This window comes from Variovorax sp. dw_954 (assembly GCF_018449755.1).
GTDB lineage: Bacteria > Pseudomonadota > Gammaproteobacteria > Burkholderiales > Burkholderiaceae_C > Variovorax.
Genome location: NZ_JAAVVD010000024.1, coordinates 85286 through 102253, shown reverse-complemented (window position 1 = coordinate 102253; position 16968 = coordinate 85286). Strand labels below are relative to the sequence as shown.

The following is a 16968-nucleotide window of genomic DNA, read 5'->3' as shown; positions in this document are numbered from 1 at the left end:
GGCGGGTGGGATGTCAGCGCGGCAGGTACCAGTCGGTGCGGCCGCCGAGGTGCATGTGCAGGGTCTTGGTCTCGGTGTAGTCCTCGGTCGCGAAGCGGCCGAGTTCGCGGCCGATGCCGCTTTCGTGGTAGCCGCCGAAGGGCAGTTCGGCATGGCCCTCCAGGAAGGTGTTGACCCAGACCGTGCCGGCCTTGATGCGGCGCGCGGCGTTGAGGCAAGTGCTGAAGTCCTGGCTCCAGACAGCAGCCGACAGGCCGTAGAGCGTGCCGTTGGCGAGGTCTACCGCGTCGTCGAGATCCTTGAAGCTCAGGACCGCCAGCACCGGGCCGAAGACTTCCTCCCTGGCGATGGCCATGTCGCGGGTGACGCCTGTCACGACGGTGGGTTCGACGTACATGCCGGTCGTGTCGATGCGCGAGCCGCCGAGTGCAACGATGGCGCCGCCGCGGCGGGCGCCCTCGACGTGGGAGAGGATCGTCTCGAGTTGCTTGTCGGTCGTGATCGCGCCGACCTGCATGCCAGGCGTGAGCGGGTCGCCGACCTTGACGAGCTTCGAGCGTTCGACCACGGCCGCGGTGAAGCGTTGCGCAATCGACTCGTGCACGAGGATGCGGCTGCCACTGTTGCAGCACTGGCCGGCATTGAAGTAGATGCCGTACACGGCCGCGTCGACGGCGGCATCCCAGTCGCAATCGGGGAAGATGATCTGCGGGTTCTTGCCGCCCAGTTCCATCGAGACCTTCTTCAGGGTCTGGGCCGACTTGGCTACCGCCTGCTTGCCGATCGCCGTCGAGCCGGTGAAGGACAGCATGTCGACATCGGGATGCGTCACCATCACTTCGCCGACCACGCTGCCGCGACCGACCAGGATGTTCACGACGCCGCCGGGCACGCCGGCGGCCTGGAGGATTTCGCCGAGCATCACGGTGGTGCCGGATGTCACCTCGGCAGGCTTGACGATGGTGGTGCAGCCGGCGGCCAGCGCGAATGGCAGCTTCTGGCTGACGATGAGGAACGGGAAGTTCCAGGGCGTGATGATGCTGACCACCCCGATCGGCTCGCGCAGCACGACGCCGAGGGTGTTCTCGCCGAGCGTGTTGTAGCTGTCGCCGTGCAGGTTGCGCGCCAGCGTCGCGGCGTAGTGCCACAGGTCGGCCGCGCCTTCGATCTCGGCCAGCGACTGGGCCATCGGCTTGCCGTTTTCCAGCGTCTCCATCAGCGCCAGTTCATGCTTGCGCGACAGGATGCCCTCAGCCACGGCGCGCAGGATGCGGGCGCGCTCCGCACCCTTCATGCGAGGCCATGGGCCCTTGTCGAAGGCGTGGCGCGCGGCGGCGATGGCCCGCTTCGCATCGGCTGCGCCGGCCTGGGCGTATACCGCCACCAGCGTGTCATGGGCAGGCGACTTGCGATCGAGCGTCGAGCCATCGGCGGCGTCGGACCAGGCGCCGTCGATCAGCAGCTTGCCTTGGTAGGGCGCGCGGGTCAGCGCCTCGGTGGGGGAGAGGGTGGAAGTGCTCATGGGGTTGTCCTGTGTCGGTGGGTCAGAGGCCGGCGAAGCTGGCTGCGCGCTTCTCGCGAAAGCTCCGGATGCCTTCTGTGGCGTCTTGCGTGGTGGCAGCGAGTGCACCGGCCATGGCTTCCAGCGTGGCGGCGGTGTCTTCGCCGGCGGCGGCGTTGATGAGTTGCTTGGTGAGTTGCAGGGAGACGGGTGCCTTGGTTGTCATCTCGCGGGCCAGCGCAGCGGCGCAGTCCCTGAGTTGCGCCGCGGGCACCACTTCGTGGACGAGGCCGGCGCCCAGCGCGTCCGCGGCCGTCTGGCGCACTCCGCTCAAGGCCAGGTACTTGGCACGGCTCGCACCGATCAGCTGCACGAGCCGCTGCGTACCTGACCAGCCCGGGCAAGTCGCAATGGAGGCTTCGGGCAACGCGAACTGCGCGCCTTCGACGGCAATGCGGATGTCCCCCGTGATCGCGAGTTCCAGCCCGCCACCGAAGGCGTGCCCATTGATGGCGGTGATGACGGGTTGGCGAAGACGGGCCCACTGGTCGAAGACCTGGTGACCACGGCGCACCCAGCGGCGCCACATGTCGAGCGGTTGCAGTGCGGCCCATTCGTTGATGTCGGCTCCCACGCAGAAGGCCTTCTCGCCGCCGCCCAGGAGGATGACCACGCGCACGCTGGTGTCGGCATCCAGTTGACGGGCAACCAGCTCCAACTGGTCCAGCATGGCTGGCGTCAGCGAGTTGAGCTTGGATGGGCGGTTCAGGATGACGGTCGCAACAAACCCGTCGCGCTCGAGCTGGATCAAGGACTCAGCCACGGTGCAACTCCGCCACCAGGACTTCCTTGGCCACCGAAGGACTCGACGTGGCATCCAGCGGGCGCGTATCCTTCGCAATCGGAAGCGATGTACCCCGACGCACTTCCTCCGCCTTGAGCCGAAGACCGAACGGCGCATCGGTGAACAACGCGGGGTTCATCACACGCAGGTCCTTCGCGACCCGCAGCGGGATCTCCGCCTGGTCCAGCACGTCGCGCTGCAGGTCGATGCCGGGCGCGATCTCGCGCACCACCAGCGCGTCGTCCTCCAGGTCGATCACGCAGCGCTCGGTGACGTAGGTCACGCGCTGGCCGCGCTGGCGTCCGACCACACCGCTGAAGGTGATGTGCTCGGCCGACTGGACGAACTTGCGGGTCTTGCCTTCCTTGAGGATGGTCAGCTTGCCGTTGCCGACTTCCAGCTTCGCGCCCGCCGTGAAGAATCCCGAGAACACGATGCGCCGCGCATGCGCGGTGATGTCGACAAAGCCGCCGCAGCCTGCGGTGAGGTAGGGCTTGGCGCCCAGCTTCGAGACGTTGACGCTGCCGTTGCCATCGACCTGCAGGAAGGACAGCAGGGTCACGTCGAAGCCGCCGCCCTGGAAGTAGGTGAACTGGTTCGGCGAGGCCATGATCGCGTCTGCGTTCGATGCGCAGCCGAAGGCGAAGCCGAGCAGCGGCATGCCGCCGACGGCGCCTTGCTCGATGGCCCAGGTCACTTCGCCGTGCAGGCCTTCCTCGAGCAGGATGCGCGGCACGTTGGCCGAAATGCCGAAGCCGAGGTTCACCGCGTGGCCGTGCGCCAGTTCCATCGCTGCGCGGCGGGAGATGACTTTCTCGGCGCTCCACGCTTGCGGCTCGAAGGTCGCCAGAGGCTGTGCGATCTCTCCGCTGATGGCCGGGTCGTAAGGCGTCTGCGTCGTCTGCCACTGGTCCGCATCGACCACGATGTAGTCGACCAGGTTGCGTGGCACATGCACGTCGTGCGGACGCAGGCTGCCTTCCTTGACGACACGCTTGACCTGGGCGATGACGATGCCGCCGTTGTTGCGTGCGGCCAGTGCCTGGTCGAGCCCGCCGAGCAGCGCGCCTTCGTGTTCGTAGGTCAGGTTGCCGTGCTCGTCGGCCGTGGTGGCGCGGATGATCGCCACGTCAGGCACGATGGCCGGGAAGTAGAGCCATTCCTGGCCGTCGAAGCTTTCCTTGCGCACGACCGGGTTGGCGGCAGCGGCCTCGTTCATCGCGCAGCCCTGGAACTGCGGATCGACGAAGGTGCCGAGGCCGACCTTGGTCAGCACGCCCGGGCGCTTGGCGGCGGCATCCCGGTGCATGTCGTAGAGGATGCCGCTCGGGATGTTGTAGGCCTCGATCTGGTTGTCGACCACCAAGTGCCAGATGGCGGGCATCGGCAAGGAGGAGGGGCCGCTCGGATACGAACCCGCCAGCACGCGCGACAGCAGCCCCGGCTTGGCGATGTGGTCGATGCCCTTGATGCCGTACATGTCGCCGGCGGCAATCGGGTTCAGCGTCGTCAGGTTGCGGGGCTGGCCTTCCTTGTCGAAGCGCGCGCCGATGGCGGCCAATACCTTGTCGGGGCAGCCGAGACCGCTGGAGGAACTGATGCTCACGACATCGCCGGAGCGCACCAATCCCGCCGCCTGCTCGGCGGTGATCACTTTTTTCATGGAGTTTCCTAAGGTTGGAGAGGAGCCACTCGGACGGTCTTGCCGCCTTGGCAGGCTTCGGCGATGGCCAGTGCCGTGGCGAGGGAACGCACGCCGTCGAGGGCAGTTGCTGCCGGTTCGCCTTCGCCGCGGAGGGCCGCGCAGAAGCGCGCCACGCCGCGTGCGTAGAGGCTTTCATGTTCGACCGGCACGGCGCGCTCGCCCTGTGCGTCGCGCAGAAGCACCTCGCCGACCGGCTTCTGGGTCATGACATTGCGGCCGATCACTGAACCCTTGTCGCCGTGGATCTCGATGCCGGTTCCGGCGAAGGGCACGGTGAAGGCGTCGTGCAGTTGCGCCACGACGCCGTTGTCGAAGCGAAGCACGGCCATCACGCCGTCTTCCAGGCCTTCGCGGGCCAGCGAAGCGGACTGGGAGATGCCGACCGCCTCGACCGGCTCGGCGCCGAGGATGAAGCGCAGCGTGTCTGCGTCATGCACGGCAATGTCGAGGATGACGCCGCCGCCGGCGGCGGGCTTGTCGATGCGCCAGCCCTGCAGATGCGGTGGCAGGTAGACGGCGTGGAACACGCGGGCGAAGAGGGGGCGACCGATTGCGCCGGCCTGGATCAGTTCGCGGATCTTGCGATGCGTGGCTGCATTGCGCAGGTGGTGGTTGGTGGCCATCACCACGCCAGCGTCCGCACAGGCACCGACCATCTTCCGGGCGTCGTCCAGCTTCAGTGCCAGCGGCTTCTCGCAGAGCACGTGCTTGCCGGCAGCCGCTGCAGCGATCACCTGGTCGCGGTGCAACTCGTTCGTCGTGCTGATGTAGACGACTTGCACGGCCGGGTCGGCCAGCAACTTCGCGACGCTGTCGTACGCCCCGGCGATCACGTGCCTTGCGGCGAAGTCCTTGGCGCGATCGGCGTTGCTGCTCGCGACTGCCACGACCTTATGCCCTTGCTGTGCGCGGATCGCCTCGATCATGTACTCGGAGGCGATCGTGCTGGCCCCGATCAGGCCCCATCCGGTCACTGCTTTGCTGTCCATGTTGTCCCCTTTGCGGCTACATTTGTTGGAACGGTTGAATGAATTATTGGAACGTTCCAGTAAAAGATCAAGCGCTTTTATTTAAGTGCGGGAAAACACCTAGAGATCACCATGAGCAAAGCAAACTCGCCACGGGCAGTCACGATCCTCGACGTCGCGGCTGCGGCGGAGGTTTCCAAGTCCACCGTCTCGCTGGTGCTGAAGAACAGCCCGTTGATTCCGGCCGAGACGGCCGAGCGGGTGCGCGAGGCGGCGCGCAAGATCGGGTACGTCTACAACAGCCGTGCCGGAGAACTTCGCGGCAGGACCTCAAAGACCATCGGCGTCATCGTCAACGACCTCAGCAATCCATTTTTCGCGGAGATCCTGGTGGGGGTCGAGCGCAGGCTCGTGGAGGCCGGGTACATCGTCCTGATGGCGCACACCGCCGAGGACGTCGAGCGGCAGAACACTGTCTTGCGAACCATGCGGGAGCAGGGCGCCGCAGGCATCGTCCTGTGCCCGGCCTATGGCACGCCCCGGACGCTGACGAAGGAAGTCGAGTCCTGGGGCATGCCACTGGTTGTCATGGTCCGCACCCTGGGACCCGGTAAATATGACTTTGCGGGCGCGGACAACGAGCGCGGGATCTACACGGCAACCAGGCACCTGCTCGATGCGGGGCACACACGCATCGGTTTCCTGGGTGGGCGCACCGGCGTCGTGCTCGAGCAGCGGCTGAAGGGCTTCAGGGCGGCGCTGGCCGAACGCAAGATCGAGTTCGACGAGGAACTGCTGGTGCCGTGCCAGCCCACGCGCCAGGGCGGTTCTGAAACCATGGGCGCGCTGCTGGACAAGAAGCCGCGACCGACCGCGGCCGTCTGCTACAACGATGTGGTCGCTTTCGGCGCACTGTCGGCATTGGGGGAACGCGGCTTGCGCGCCGGACAGGATTTCGCGGTGATGGGCTTCGACAACGTGCAGGACGCGGCCCATTCCAACCCGCCGCTGAGCACCATCGACATCCGCCCGGGCGAGTTGGGCGAGCATGCCGCGGCGATCCTGCTGGACCGCATTCAGGCGCCGGCGCGCGCGCGTCAGACTTACTTGGCCGACCCGCAGCTGGTGCTGAGACAGTCTGGATAGCGGCGATCGCCGATGCAGCGACCGCGGCTCTCAGGGCGCCGGCAACATCCGCCGCAGCGCCTCGAAGAACAGATCCGACTGCTCCCGCTCCCCCTGGATCTGCGCCGCCACGCGCGCGGCCAGCGTCGCGTCCACGGGCGCGAGCGGACGCCCGGTCTGCTGCGCGATCACCTGGTGCAGGCAACTGCGTTCCAGGTAGTAGAGATCGTCGTAGGCATGTGCAACCGTCGCGCCGGCCACGATCACGCCGTGGTTCGCGAGGAAGGCCACGTCCTTGCCGGCCATGGCCCTGGCAATGCGCTCGCCCTCGGCATCGTCGAGCGCGAGGCCGTTGTATTTCGTGTCGATGGCGATGCGGTTCATGTAGCGCATCGCGTTCTGGCTCAGCGTGGGGTCGAGCGCGCGGTCGGTGGTCAGCGTGAGCGCCGTGGCATAGGGCATGTGGCAATGCAGCACCACCGAATGGCCCGTCAGGCGATGCACCGCGCCGTGGATGAAGAGGGCGGTGGGCTCGACGCGATGGCGGCCCGCGAGCACCTTGCCCTGCACGTCGATGAGCACGATGTCGTCCGGCCCGATCTCGCTCCAGTGCAGCCCGCGCGGGTTGATGAGGTAGCGGTCCGCGGCGCCGGGCAGCAGCACGCTGAAGTGATTGCAGACACCTTCCGACAGGTCGTGGTGCGCAGCCGCGCGCAGCGCCAGCGCGAGGTCCTCGCGCAGCTTGCGCACGCGGGGGTGGGCGTATTGGGCTTCAGGCGTATCGCGGATGTTGCCCTTGATGATGGTTTCAACCATGGTCGTTCCTCAAGCGGTGATGGTGCCGGCCCAGGCCGACACGAACTTCGTGGCGTCCTCGCGCACGGCCGCAGCCGTCTTGCCGGGCTTGTAGAGCGACGAGCCGATGCCGAAGCCGGCCGCGCCCGCGGCGCGCCACTCGCCCATGTTGTGCGGCGCGATGCCGCCCACGGGCATCAGCGGCGTGCCGGCCGGCAGCACCGCCAGCAGCGCCTTCACGACAGCGGGCGAGGCCAGCTCGGCCGGGAACAACTTGAGGCCCGTGGCACCGGCGGCCAGCGCGCCGAAGGCCTCGGTGGGCGTCATCACGCCGGGCAGGCACACCATGTCGAGCCGCACCGCCTCGGCGATCACTTCGGCATTGAAGTTGGGCGACACGATCAGTTGCCCGCCGGCCGCATGCACCTCGCGCACCTGCTGCGCGTTCAGCACCGTGCCCGCGCCGACCAGCGCCTGCGGAAAGCGCTGGCGCATCGAGGCGATGCTCTCCAGCGGCCGGGGTGAATTGAGCGGTACCTCGAGCAGCCGGAAGCCCGGCTCGACGATGGCATCGCCCATGTCGGCGGCCTCGGCCGGCGTGAGCCCGCGCAGGATCGCGATGAGGGGGAGCTGCTGCATGGCAGCCTGGAAGGTGGCGAGTGCGGTCATGGTGTGCGTCGGGACAGGTGGGTGGCCAGCGCATGCAGTCCGGCCCAGGTCGCTTCGGCGCCGAGCGTGCGCGTCGCGACGCCAGCGGCGCCGATGGCCAGTGCATAGCGTTGGGTGAGGATGGGGGAACCGATCAGCACCACCTCGGCGGTGGCTTGCAGCGACTGCGTGCGCAGTTCCTCGCCGATGAGCAGCCCCGAGAGATAGCTGGCCAACTGCGCCTTTGGCATGCGGCTGAACAAGGCCAGCGTGCGCGCGCCGAAGGCGTTGTGCAGCAGTCCCTCGCCGTTGTCCGACTGGGTCACGCCTTGCAGGAAGGCGGCCTCATCGAGCGGGGCATCGACGTCCAGCGTGCGCGCCAGGATCGAGTGCTGGCTCAGCAGCGCATAGAACTCGCCGGTCATGAAGGTGCGAAAGCCTTCGACGCGCCCGTTCTTCACGCGGGCCCACTTGTTGTGCGTACCCGGCAGCACGAAGAGCCCGTCGCGCAAGCCGGTGAGCGCGATGGCGCCGAAGATCTGCACTTCCTCGCCACGCATCACATCCGGCACGCCGGCATGTTCGTCGCGCAGGCCCGGCACCAGCGCGATGCGGCCCGGCTGGATCTCGATGATGCTGCGGGCCACCTCGTCGAGCCCGGCGGGGCAGGCGCAGTAGGGCGCCTCGACCCAGCCCTGCTGGCTGCCGGCCATGCCCGAGATGATGCAGCGCGCGCCCTCGGGCCGCATCCAGTCGGCGAACAGCGACTCGAACACATCGGGGAACCCGCCGGCCGGAACGCTCAGGATGCCGCGTGGATGGCCCTGTTCCGCAAGCACCTTTCCGGTGGCGTCGAGCAAGGCTCCACGCAAGGAGCTGGTGCCCCAATCGACCGCGACCCATTGCATCGGTTTCCGTCTCCGTATGGCATGTTTTCGAGGGCCGCAACTCAGGGTTTCCCTGCAGCGGCGGTCATTTCAATCATCATATGATAAGCCGCGAACCCCGCCCCTGGCCTAGGGTTTCCGAGTGACAAACCAACGGGACATCTCCATGCACAGCTCACCTGTGGCGCACCGCCGCCAAGTCCTGCAGGGCCTCGCCGCCATGCTCTTGCCAACCTCCTTTGCCGCCTTCGCGGAAGACTATCCGAGCAAGCCCGTGGAGCTCATCGTGCCCGCGTCGGCCGGCGGCGGCACCGACGCATTGGCCCGCAGCTTTGCCGAGCTGGCGAAGAAGAACTTCCCGCAGCCCTTCATCGTCAACGACAAGCCCGGTGCGAGCGGCGTGATCGGCATGGGCGAGGTGCTCAACAGCAAGCCCGATGGCTACAAGGTGAGCGTGGTGATCGCCGAGCTGGTGATCCTGCCGCACCTGAACCTCTCCAAGTTCACCTATGCCGATTTCCGTCCGATCGCGCGCCTCAACGCCGACCCGGCCGCCATCACGGTCAAGGCCGATGCGCCGTGGAACACCATCGAGGAGTTCATTGCGGCGTGCAAGGCCAAGCCGGGCGAGATGAAGGTCGGCAATTCGGGCAACGGCTCGATCTGGCACCTGGCTGCCGCGGGCTTCGAGGACAAGACCGGCGTCAAGCTCAGCCACGTGCCGTTCCAGGGCGCGGCGCCGGGCGTGATCGCATTGCTCGGCGGCCATATCGATGCGGTGGCGGTGAGTCCTGCCGAAGTCGCCACGCATGTGCAGGGCGGCAAGCTCAAGATACTGGCCGTGATGGCCGACGAGCGCCTCAAGGCCTTCGACAAGGTGCCCACGCTGAAGGAACGCAAGATCGACCTGTCGATCGGCACCTGGCGCGGCCTCGCGGTGACCAAGGCCACGCCCGACAACATCGTCAATGCGCTACGCGACGCAGCGCGCAAGACAGCCGCCGATCCCGCCATGAGCGATTCGCTCGAAAAGCTCAACCTGGGCTTTGCCTACCTGGACGCCGACGCCTTCGGCAAGGCCATGGAACGCGACCACGCGTACTTCAAGCAACTGGTCGAAAAGATCGGCATCAAGTCATGACCGACAAGGTCGAGGTCCTGGCCGTCGCGCCGCTGATGCCCTTCCTCATGGATCAGCTGCGTGCCGAATACACGGTGCATGACCGCATCCACGTCAGCGACCCGGACGCCTTCGCGGCGGTGGCGCCGCGCATCCGCGGCATCGTCGCCAATGGCGAGGCCAAGGTCCCGCGCGAACTCATCGACAAGCTGCCCGCGCTCGAAGTGATCTCGGTCTTCGGCGTTGGCTACGACGGTGTCGACGTTGCGGCAGCGCATGAGCGCGGCGTGCCCGTGACCAACACGCCGGAAGTGCTGAACGACGACGTGGCCGACCTGGCCATCGGCCTGCTGCTGTCGATCGCGCGGCGCATTCCGCAAGCCGACCGCTTCGTGCGCAACGGCTCGTGGGTCAATGGCCCGATCCCGCTGGCGCGCAAGGCCACCGGTGCGCGGCTGGGCATCGTGGGCATCGGCCGCATCGGCCAGGCCATTGCGCACAGGGCGCAGGCCTTCCGCATGGAGATCTCGTACACGGCGCGCTCGCCGCGCGCCGGCGTGCCCTACACCTACTACCCCAATGCCGAGGCGTTGGCCGCGGCGGTCGACTTTCTCGTCGTCATCACGCCCGGCGGCGCGGCCACGCGCGGCATGATCGATGCAAAGGTCCTGACGGCGCTCGGCCCGCAGGGCTACCTGATCAACGTGGCGCGCGGCACGGTCGTCGACCAGCCGGCGCTGATTGCCGCACTGCAGGCCGGCGACATTGCCGGCGCGGCGCTCGATGTGTTCGTCGACGAGCCCAACGTGCCCGCCGTGCTGCGCGAGATGAACAACGTGGTGCTCACGCCGCACATCGGCAGCGGCACGCGGCAGACGCGCGAGGCCATGGGGCAGCTCACCTTCGACAACCTGCGCGCGCACTTCGCCGGCCAGCCCCTGCTGACCCCCGTCGCGTCTTGAGCCCCGTCGCGTCCTCGCCCCATGGTCAAGAACGCTCACGGCCACACGGTCGACCTGCTCGGCGAGTCGATCGTCGCGGGTCGCTACCGCGAGGGCGGCGTCATTCCGCCGGAGCCCATCCTCGGCGAGGAACTGGGCGTGAGCCGCACCGTGGTGCGCGAGGCGATCAAGGCACTGGCCGCCAAGGGCCTGATCGTGACCGGGCCGAAGGTCGGCAGCCGCGTGCTGCCGCAGGACTCCTGGAACTGGTTCGACCCCGACGTCATCACCTGGCAGGCGCGCGTGGGCCTGACGCCGGAGTTCCTGCGCGACCTGCAGGACCTGCGCCGCGTGGTGGAGCCGGCCGCCGTGCGCCTGGCCGCAGAGCGCGCCACCGCCGAGGACATCGGCGAAATCGAGTCGGCCTATGCCGGCATGAAGAATGCCATCGAGCATGGCGGCGACTACGTCACCCACGACCTGCGTTTTCATCACGGGCTGCTGCGTGCCGCGCGCAACCGCATGCTGACGCAGATGAGCAAGGCACTGAATGCGCTACTGCGCACCAGTTTCGAAATCTCCACCACGCGCAGCAACGGCCCGGCGCTCTCGCTGCCGATGCACCGCGCGGTGCTGGACGCCGTCATCGCCCATGAACCCGCGAAGGCCGAGCGCGCCGTCCTCAAGCTGATCGACGGCGCACGCACGGACATCGAGGCAGTGCTGGGCTCGCGCCGGCGCCTGCCGCGATTGAGCAGGCCGCCCCCACGGCTCAAGGCCCATTGACGCCCGGTCACCGGCACCTGATTTTTTTCCGTTCCCCCCGTAGCAATCGAAGCATCCGTTCATCCAGGAGACAACTCACCATGAAATTGAAACCGCTATTCGCCGCATCGCTCGTTGCGCTGGGGCTCGTGGCCAGCGGCCAGGCGGCCGCCCAGGAAAAGCTCACCGTCTGGTGGGTCAAGGGCTTCTACAAGGCCGAGGACGACGCGCTCTTCGCGGCCATCAAGAAGTACGAAGAGAAGCACAAGGACGTGAAGATCGACCTGTCGCAGTACCCGATCCAGGACATGATCCCCAAGACCGTGTCCGCGCTCGACTCGGGTAGCCCGCCCGACGTGGCCTATGCCGACGTGTATGACTTCCAGGTCACCGGCAAGTGGGCCTTCGAGGACAAGCTCGAAGACATCAGCAGCGTGATCAACCCGATGAAGGCGCGCTTCGCGCCCAACACGGTCGAGACCACCTTCCTCTATGACGACAAGACCAAGCAGAAGGCCTACTACGCCTTCCCGATCAAGCAGCAGACGATGCACGTCGAGTATTGGCTCGACATGCTGACCGAAGCCGGGTTCAAGGAATCGGACATCCCGACCGCATGGAAGGACTACTGGGCGTTCTGGTGCGACAAGGTGCAGCCGGCCAGCCGCGCGAAGTCGGGCAAGCGGACCTTCGGCATCGGCCAGCCCATGGGCGTGGATTCGAGCGACTCGTTCTATTCGTTCCTGACCTTCGCGGACGCCTACAACGTGAAGCTGGTCGACGACAGCGGCAAGCTGCTGGTCGACGACCCGAAGGTCAAGGCCGGCCTCGTCGGCGCGCTGACCGACTACACCGCGCCCTATACCAAGGGCTGCACGCCGCCTTCGTCGACGAGCTGGAAGGACCCGGACAACAACGTCGCGTTCCACAACAAGACGACCGTGATGACGCACAACGCGACCATCTCGATCGCGGCGAAGTGGCTCGACGACATGGACAACCAGACGCTCACGCCCGAGCAGCGCGAAGAGGCCAAGAAGAACTTCACGGAGCGAATCCGCACGGCCGGATTCCCCAACAAGCCCGATGGCGGCAAGATGGTGTACCGCACGGCAGTGAAGACCGGCGTGATCTTCAAGGAAGCCAAGAACAAGAAGCGCGCGAAGGAGTTCGTCGAGTTCCTGCTGCAGGAAGAGAACCTGACGCCGTACGTGGAAGGCTCGCTTGGCCGCTGGTTCCCGGTGACCAAGGCCGGCCAGGCCAGCCCGTTCTGGCAAGCCAACGAGCATCGCAAGTCGGTGTTCAACCAGTACGCCAGCGGCACGGTGACTTTCGAATTCACGAAGAACTACAAGTTCACCATTCTCAACAACGAGAACGTGTGGGCCAAGGCGATGAGCCGCGTCGTGACCGACAAGATCCCCGTCGACAAGGCAGTGGACGAGATGATCGAGCGCATCAAGGTGGTCGCCAAGTAAGCCTCGCCCCGGCTGCGCGCACTTTCGCGCGCCGCTCCAACGCCCCGGGGGACAACACCCGCGGGCCGGCAAGGCCGGCCCTGCGGTGTTTCTGAAATGGGGCGTTGATCTGTTGAAACGCTGAAAGAGAAAAGGGGGCTTGTATGAGCAGTACCGCATCCGCCGTCGGCACCGTGAGTGGTGCGTCGACCATGCAGCGAAAGGACCGATGGCAGGCCTGGGGTCGATGGATGGTCCTGCCTTACCTCTTGATCTTCCTGATCTTCGTGCTGTATCCGGTGGGCTACGGGCTCTGGCTGGCGCGGCATCCGCAGAGCTACGTTCACCTGGAAGCCGACCCGATCTTCCTGCGCTCGGTGGTCAACACCTTCGTGTTCCTGGTGGTCGCGATCAACATCAAGATGGGCGTGGCGCTGGTGCTGTCGGGCTTCTTCGTGCAGACGCGCTGGTGGATCAAGATCGTGTCGGCGCTGTTCATCCTGCCATGGGCCATGCCCTCGATCCCGACCATCCTGTCGGTTCGCTTCATGCTCAACCCGGAGTGGGGCGTGATCAACACGACCATCTTCCGGCTGACGGGTGCGGACGGGCCCAACTGGCTCAACGACCCGACGCTGGCACTGACCTTCGCGATGCTGATGCACGTGTGGAAGTCGCTGCCATTCTGGACGCTGATCCTCGTGGCGGGCCGGCTCGCGATCCCGAGCGAACAGTACGAGGCCGCATCTGTCGACGGCGCCACCTCGTGGCAGAAATTCAAGTTCATCAGCTGGCCGGCGTTGAAGACGCTGTACCTCACATCGACCATCCTCTCGATGATCTGGACGCTGGGCGACTTCAACAGCGTCTACCTGCTGACCGGCGGCGGCCCGGCGGACATGACGCACGTGCTGGCCACGCTGGGCATTCGCTACCTGCGGCTGGACCAGGTGGACTTGTCGATGGCGTCGATCGTTGTGGCGATGCCTCTCGTTCTTCCATTGGTCTATTTCATGATGAAGAGGTTGTCGAAATGAGCAAGCGCTGGACACCCAAGGCCATCGCCACCGAGGCCAAGCTGCTGCTCATCGGCATACCGGTCACGCTGTGGACGCTGATCCCCGTTTATCACATGGTGTTGTTCGCGATCTCGCCGCGAGACTCCGCAACCTCCGGCCACCTGTGGCCCACGCATCCGACGCTGCAGAACTTCGCGACGGTGTTCGGGGAGAAGCACTTCTACCTCAACCACTTCTGGCTGCAGCTCTGGAACTCGCTGATCATCGCGGTGGCGGTGGGCGTGCTCACGCTGTTCGTCGCCACGACGGCCGCCTTTGCCATCAGCCGCCTGCGCGTGCGCGGCGGCCGCACGGTGATGAACATGGCGCTGTTCACCTACTTCATCCCCGCCGCGTTCCTGGCCGTGCCGATGTACAAGACCATGGGCAACTACGGGCTGCTCAACAGCCAGTGGTCGCTGATCCTGGCCATGGTGACCATCGCTTCGCCGTACTGCATCTGGGTGCTCAAGCAGGCATCCGACAAGCTGCCGTACGAACTCGACGAAGCCGCGCGCATGGACGGCGCCTCGCCGCTGCAACTGTTCCGCCTGGTCTACCTGCCGCTGATGGTGCCGTCGCTGGTGGCCGTGGGAACCTATGCGCTGCTGCTGGCCTGGAACGAGTACCTGTTCGCCTTCCTGCTGCTATCGAAGGACACGAGCGTGACGCTGGCCGTGGCGCTCGGCAACTTCCTTTCCGCCGACGATTCGCCATGGGAACTCCTGATGACGACGGGCCTGATCTACGCATTGCCGCCGGCAGCCATCTACTACACCTTCAAGCGCTACATGGTCGGCGGCCTCACCGCCGGCGCGGTGAAGAGCTGAACAACGATAACGAGGAGATCCAATGGCTTCCGTCACATTCCGCAATATCAAGAAATCATTCGGCAAGACCGACATCCTCAAGGGCCTGGGCTTCGAGATCAGCGACGGCGAATTCGTCGTGCTGGTCGGCCCCTCGGGCTGCGGCAAGTCCACGCTGCTGCGCATGCTCGCGGGCCTGGAGGACATCACCGGTGGCGAGATCCTCATCGATGGCAAGGTCGTCAACGAGCTCGAATCGAAGGACCGCGACATCGCCATGGTGTTCCAGAGCTATGCGTTGTATCCGCACATGACGGTCGGTGAGAACATGGCCTTCAGCTTGCGCCTGCGCGATGCCGACAAGGGCGTGACGGCCGAGCGCGTGGACAGGGCCGCGAAGATCCTCAACCTCGACAAGCTGCTCGGGCGCTACCCGCGCGAACTCTCCGGCGGCCAGCGCCAGCGCGTGGCCATGGGCCGGGCCATCGTGCGCGACCCGAAGGTGTTCCTGTTCGACGAACCCTTGTCCAACCTCGACGCCAAGCTGCGCGTGGCGATGCGTGCCGAGATCAAGGCGCTGCACCAGCGCCTGAAGACCACCACCGTCTACGTGACGCACGACCAGATCGAGGCCATGACCATGGCCGACCGCATCGTGGTCATGCACGACGGCATCATCGAGCAGATCGGCACGCCGCTGGAGTTGTTCGACCGGCCCGGCAACCTGTTCGTGGCGCAGTTCATCGGCTCGCCCTCGATGAACGTGCTGGCCGGCACGGCGCGCAAGGTCGAGGGCAGCTTCTGGGTCGAGGCGCAGGGCGCGTACTGGCCCCTGCCGGACGGCGCGAAAGTCAAGGACGGCCAGTCGGTGCACTACGGCGTGCGGCCCACCGACCTCGTGCTGGCGCCAGCCAACCAGGGCATTCCGGCGCAGGTGGTGGTGGTGGAGCCCACCGGCGCCGAGACCGAACTGCTGGTGCAGGTGGGGCAGGAGAAGCTGGTGCTGGTGATGCACGGCCGTACTGACGTGGGACCGGACGACACGGTCTACCTCGCGCTCGATCCGGCCAATGCGCATGTGTTCGACGGAACGAGCGGCTTGCGCCTGGATTGAAGGACCATCGACATGACCGCATTCAGCAAGGTGATCCTCTTCACAGATACCGACGGCAAGGCGCGCTTTCGCGAGGAGCCCATCGAACTGGGCGAAGGCACGCCGTCGTCGCAACTCTCGCAACTCTTCCCCTCGCAAGGCTACCAGTTGCGCCACAGCCCGGTGGGCTTTCGCAGCCAGTTCCATTGCACCGTCACGCCGCAATGGGTGGTGATTCTCCAGGGGCAGATGGAGATCGGCCTGCAAGGCGGCACATCGCGCGTCTTCAAGGCCGGCGAGCATTTCTATTCCGACGACAGGCTGCCCGAGGGTGCGACCTTCGACCCTGCGGTGCATGGCCACTGGAGCCGCCAGGTCGGCGACGAGCCGCTGGTGACGATGTTCGTCCGTAGCTGAACAAGGAGTGCAGGCCATGGCAAGCTTGTCCGCCAGCGAGGTCGCGCAGTACGGCGCGCAAGGCTATGTGATCCCGCAATTCCGGCTGCCGCCCGATCGGGTCGCGCAGATGCGCGAGGCGCTCGATGCGCTGATTCGCGACAACCCGGGCGTGCGGCCGGAGAAACTGGTCTCCGCGCACATCGAAGGCGACAACGGCGAGGGCGTGCGCGGCAGCCGCTCGTTCCTCGACCTCGCGAAGGACCCGGAGATCGTCGAGCTCGTATCCGGCGTGATCGGCGAGGACGTGATCCTCTGGGGCTGCCACGTGTTCTGCAAGCCGCCGTCGGAAGGCTTCGAGACGCCATGGCACCAGGACGGCCACTACTGGCCCATTCGCCCGCTGGCCAACTGCACGGTGTGGGTGGCACTGGAGGAGTCGACGGTGGAGAACGGCTGCCTGCGCGTGATCCCGCGCTCGCACATCGGCCAGATCCTGCACCCGCACCTGCACGAAGACCGCACCGACCTCACGCTGAACCAGCGCATGGCCGAAGGCGCCTTCGACGAAGCCGATGCGGTCGACCTCGAACTGCAGCCGGGCCAGATGTCCTTGCACGACGTCTACATGATCCACGGCGCCAAGGCCAACACGTCGACCAGGCGACGCACCGGCGTGGCCTTGCGCTACATGCCGGCCACGTCGGTGTTCGAGCGCGACTTGCGGCCGGTGGATGGCAAGAGCGGCGTGGCCGTCAACTTCGCGCAGCGGCCGTTGTGGCTGCTCAGGGGCGTGGATCGCAGCGGGCGCAATGATTTCGAGGTGGGGCACCAGCGGCGCGTGGCCGCCGGCTGA

Annotated in this window: 17 protein-coding genes; 10 read left to right on the top strand and 7 right to left on the bottom strand. The window is 66.3% G+C overall.

Features of this window, described 5'->3' with window-relative positions; all coding sequences use genetic code 11:
• Nucleotides 1-13: 13 nt before the first annotated feature.
• From HB681_RS29290 to HB681_RS29275, 4 genes are read right to left on the bottom strand one after another with little or no spacing between them, the layout of a single operon-like run.
• Nucleotides 14-1522: an aldehyde dehydrogenase family protein gene (locus HB681_RS29290; protein ID WP_213958398.1), complete on the bottom strand. Its 1509-nt coding sequence runs from the start codon at nt 1520-1522 to the stop codon at nt 14-16.
• 22 nt (nt 1523-1544) lie between these two features.
• Nucleotides 1545-2324, bottom strand: coding sequence for an enoyl-CoA hydratase-related protein (locus HB681_RS29285; RefSeq protein ID WP_213958397.1), 780 nt, complete (start codon nt 2322-2324; stop codon nt 1545-1547).
• Entirely contained in the window at nt 2317-4008 is a 1692-nt protein-coding gene (locus tag HB681_RS29280; protein WP_213958396.1) for an acyl CoA:acetate/3-ketoacid CoA transferase, read from the bottom strand. Before HB681_RS29280 ends, HB681_RS29285 begins: the two co-directional genes overlap by 8 nt.
• A gap of 8 nt (nt 4009-4016) precedes the next feature.
• Nucleotides 4017-5039: a Gfo/Idh/MocA family oxidoreductase gene (locus tag HB681_RS29275; protein WP_218628332.1), complete on the bottom strand. Its 1023-nt coding sequence runs from the start codon at nt 5037-5039 to the stop codon at nt 4017-4019.
• A gap of 111 nt (nt 5040-5150) precedes the next feature.
• On the opposite strand from HB681_RS29275, the gene HB681_RS29270 reads away from it, so the two are divergent.
• Nucleotides 5151-6164 (top strand): LacI family DNA-binding transcriptional regulator, encoded by a 1014-nt coding sequence (locus HB681_RS29270; protein ID WP_213958395.1) that lies wholly within the window; start codon nt 5151-5153, stop codon nt 6162-6164.
• Nucleotides 6165-6194: 30 nt separating this feature from the next.
• Here HB681_RS29270 and HB681_RS29265 read toward each other — a convergent pair whose 3' ends face one another.
• The 3 genes from HB681_RS29265 to HB681_RS29255 are packed head-to-tail and all read right to left on the bottom strand — an operon-like array spanning nt 6195 to nt 8494.
• On the bottom strand, nt 6195-6959 hold the full coding sequence (locus HB681_RS29265; protein ID WP_213958394.1) for an aldolase: 765 nt from the start codon (nt 6957-6959) through the stop codon (nt 6195-6197).
• Between the two features lie 9 nt (nt 6960-6968).
• Nucleotides 6969-7607: a 2-dehydro-3-deoxy-6-phosphogalactonate aldolase gene (locus tag HB681_RS29260; protein ID WP_213958393.1), complete on the bottom strand. Its 639-nt coding sequence runs from the start codon at nt 7605-7607 to the stop codon at nt 6969-6971.
• A complete protein-coding gene (locus tag HB681_RS29255) occupies nt 7604-8494 on the bottom strand; it encodes a 2-dehydro-3-deoxygalactonokinase (RefSeq protein ID WP_213958392.1) in 891 nt (296 codons plus the stop codon). Before HB681_RS29255 ends, HB681_RS29260 begins: the two co-directional genes overlap by 4 nt.
• Before the next feature lie 145 nt (nt 8495-8639).
• On the opposite strand from HB681_RS29255, the gene HB681_RS29250 reads away from it, so the two are divergent.
• The 9 genes from HB681_RS29250 (at nt 8640) to HB681_RS29210 (ending at nt 16968) form a co-directional block, all read left to right on the top strand.
• Nucleotides 8640-9614, top strand: a complete 975-nt coding sequence (locus tag HB681_RS29250; RefSeq protein ID WP_213958391.1) for a tripartite tricarboxylate transporter substrate binding protein — start codon at nt 8640-8642, stop codon at nt 9612-9614.
• Nucleotides 9611-10555, top strand: a complete 945-nt coding sequence (locus HB681_RS29245) for a 2-hydroxyacid dehydrogenase (protein ID WP_213958390.1) — start codon at nt 9611-9613, stop codon at nt 10553-10555. Before HB681_RS29250 ends, HB681_RS29245 begins: the two co-directional genes overlap by 4 nt.
• Nucleotides 10556-10576: 21 nt before the next feature.
• Nucleotides 10577-11320, top strand: coding sequence for a FadR/GntR family transcriptional regulator (locus HB681_RS29240; RefSeq protein ID WP_213958389.1), 744 nt, complete (start codon nt 10577-10579; stop codon nt 11318-11320).
• Nucleotides 11321-11400: 80 nt separating this feature from the next.
• Entirely contained in the window at nt 11401-12777 is a 1377-nt protein-coding gene (locus tag HB681_RS29235; RefSeq protein WP_213958388.1) for an ABC transporter substrate-binding protein, read from the top strand.
• A 143-nt stretch (nt 12778-12920) separates the two neighbouring features.
• Complete coding sequence (locus HB681_RS29230) at nt 12921-13793, top strand: sugar ABC transporter permease (protein ID WP_213958387.1); 873 nt, start codon at nt 12921-12923, stop codon at nt 13791-13793.
• Nucleotides 13790-14644, top strand: a complete 855-nt coding sequence (locus tag HB681_RS29225) for a carbohydrate ABC transporter permease (protein WP_213958386.1) — start codon at nt 13790-13792, stop codon at nt 14642-14644. The genes HB681_RS29230 and HB681_RS29225 overlap by 4 nt, the downstream gene beginning before the upstream one ends.
• Before the next feature lie 22 nt (nt 14645-14666).
• Nucleotides 14667-15737 carry a sn-glycerol-3-phosphate ABC transporter ATP-binding protein UgpC gene (gene ugpC / locus HB681_RS29220; RefSeq protein ID WP_213958385.1) on the top strand — a complete coding sequence of 357 codons (1071 nt, stop codon included), beginning with the start codon at nt 14667-14669 and terminating at the stop codon, nt 15735-15737.
• 12 nt (nt 15738-15749) lie between these two features.
• Nucleotides 15750-16133: a hypothetical protein gene (locus HB681_RS29215; protein WP_213958384.1), complete on the top strand. Its 384-nt coding sequence runs from the start codon at nt 15750-15752 to the stop codon at nt 16131-16133.
• 16 nt (nt 16134-16149) lie between these two features.
• Nucleotides 16150-16968, top strand: a complete 819-nt coding sequence (locus tag HB681_RS29210; protein ID WP_213958383.1) for a phytanoyl-CoA dioxygenase family protein — start codon at nt 16150-16152, stop codon at nt 16966-16968.

Excerpts from the sequence above, each read along its gene's own strand:
- HB681_RS29290 (WP_213958398.1), bottom strand. The coding sequence starts at position 1,522 with ATGAGCACTTCCACCCTCTCCCCCACCGAGGCGCTGACCCGCGCGCCC.
- HB681_RS29280 (WP_213958396.1), bottom strand. The coding sequence starts at position 4,008 with ATGAAAAAAGTGATCACCGCCGAGCAGGCGGCGGGATTGGTGCGCTCC.
- HB681_RS29275 (WP_218628332.1), bottom strand. The coding sequence starts at position 5,039 with ATGGACAGCAAAGCAGTGACCGGATGGGGCCTGATCGGGGCCAGCACG.
- HB681_RS29270 (WP_213958395.1), top strand. The coding sequence starts at position 5,151 with ATGAGCAAAGCAAACTCGCCACGGGCAGTCACGATCCTCGACGTCGCG.
- HB681_RS29265 (WP_213958394.1), bottom strand. The coding sequence starts at position 6,959 with ATGGTTGAAACCATCATCAAGGGCAACATCCGCGATACGCCTGAAGCC.
- HB681_RS29260 (WP_213958393.1), bottom strand. The coding sequence starts at position 7,607 with ATGACCGCACTCGCCACCTTCCAGGCTGCCATGCAGCAGCTCCCCCTC.
- HB681_RS29255 (WP_213958392.1), bottom strand. The coding sequence starts at position 8,494 with ATGCAATGGGTCGCGGTCGATTGGGGCACCAGCTCCTTGCGTGGAGCC.
- HB681_RS29250 (WP_213958391.1), top strand. The coding sequence starts at position 8,640 with ATGCACAGCTCACCTGTGGCGCACCGCCGCCAAGTCCTGCAGGGCCTC.
- HB681_RS29245 (WP_213958390.1), top strand. The coding sequence starts at position 9,611 with ATGACCGACAAGGTCGAGGTCCTGGCCGTCGCGCCGCTGATGCCCTTC.
- HB681_RS29240 (WP_213958389.1), top strand. The coding sequence starts at position 10,577 with ATGGTCAAGAACGCTCACGGCCACACGGTCGACCTGCTCGGCGAGTCG.
- HB681_RS29235 (WP_213958388.1), top strand. The coding sequence starts at position 11,401 with ATGAAATTGAAACCGCTATTCGCCGCATCGCTCGTTGCGCTGGGGCTC.
- HB681_RS29230 (WP_213958387.1), top strand. The coding sequence starts at position 12,921 with ATGAGCAGTACCGCATCCGCCGTCGGCACCGTGAGTGGTGCGTCGACC.
- HB681_RS29225 (WP_213958386.1), top strand. The coding sequence starts at position 13,790 with ATGAGCAAGCGCTGGACACCCAAGGCCATCGCCACCGAGGCCAAGCTG.
- ugpC (WP_213958385.1), top strand. The coding sequence starts at position 14,667 with ATGGCTTCCGTCACATTCCGCAATATCAAGAAATCATTCGGCAAGACC.
- HB681_RS29215 (WP_213958384.1), top strand. The coding sequence starts at position 15,750 with ATGACCGCATTCAGCAAGGTGATCCTCTTCACAGATACCGACGGCAAG.
- HB681_RS29210 (WP_213958383.1), top strand. The coding sequence starts at position 16,150 with ATGGCAAGCTTGTCCGCCAGCGAGGTCGCGCAGTACGGCGCGCAAGGC.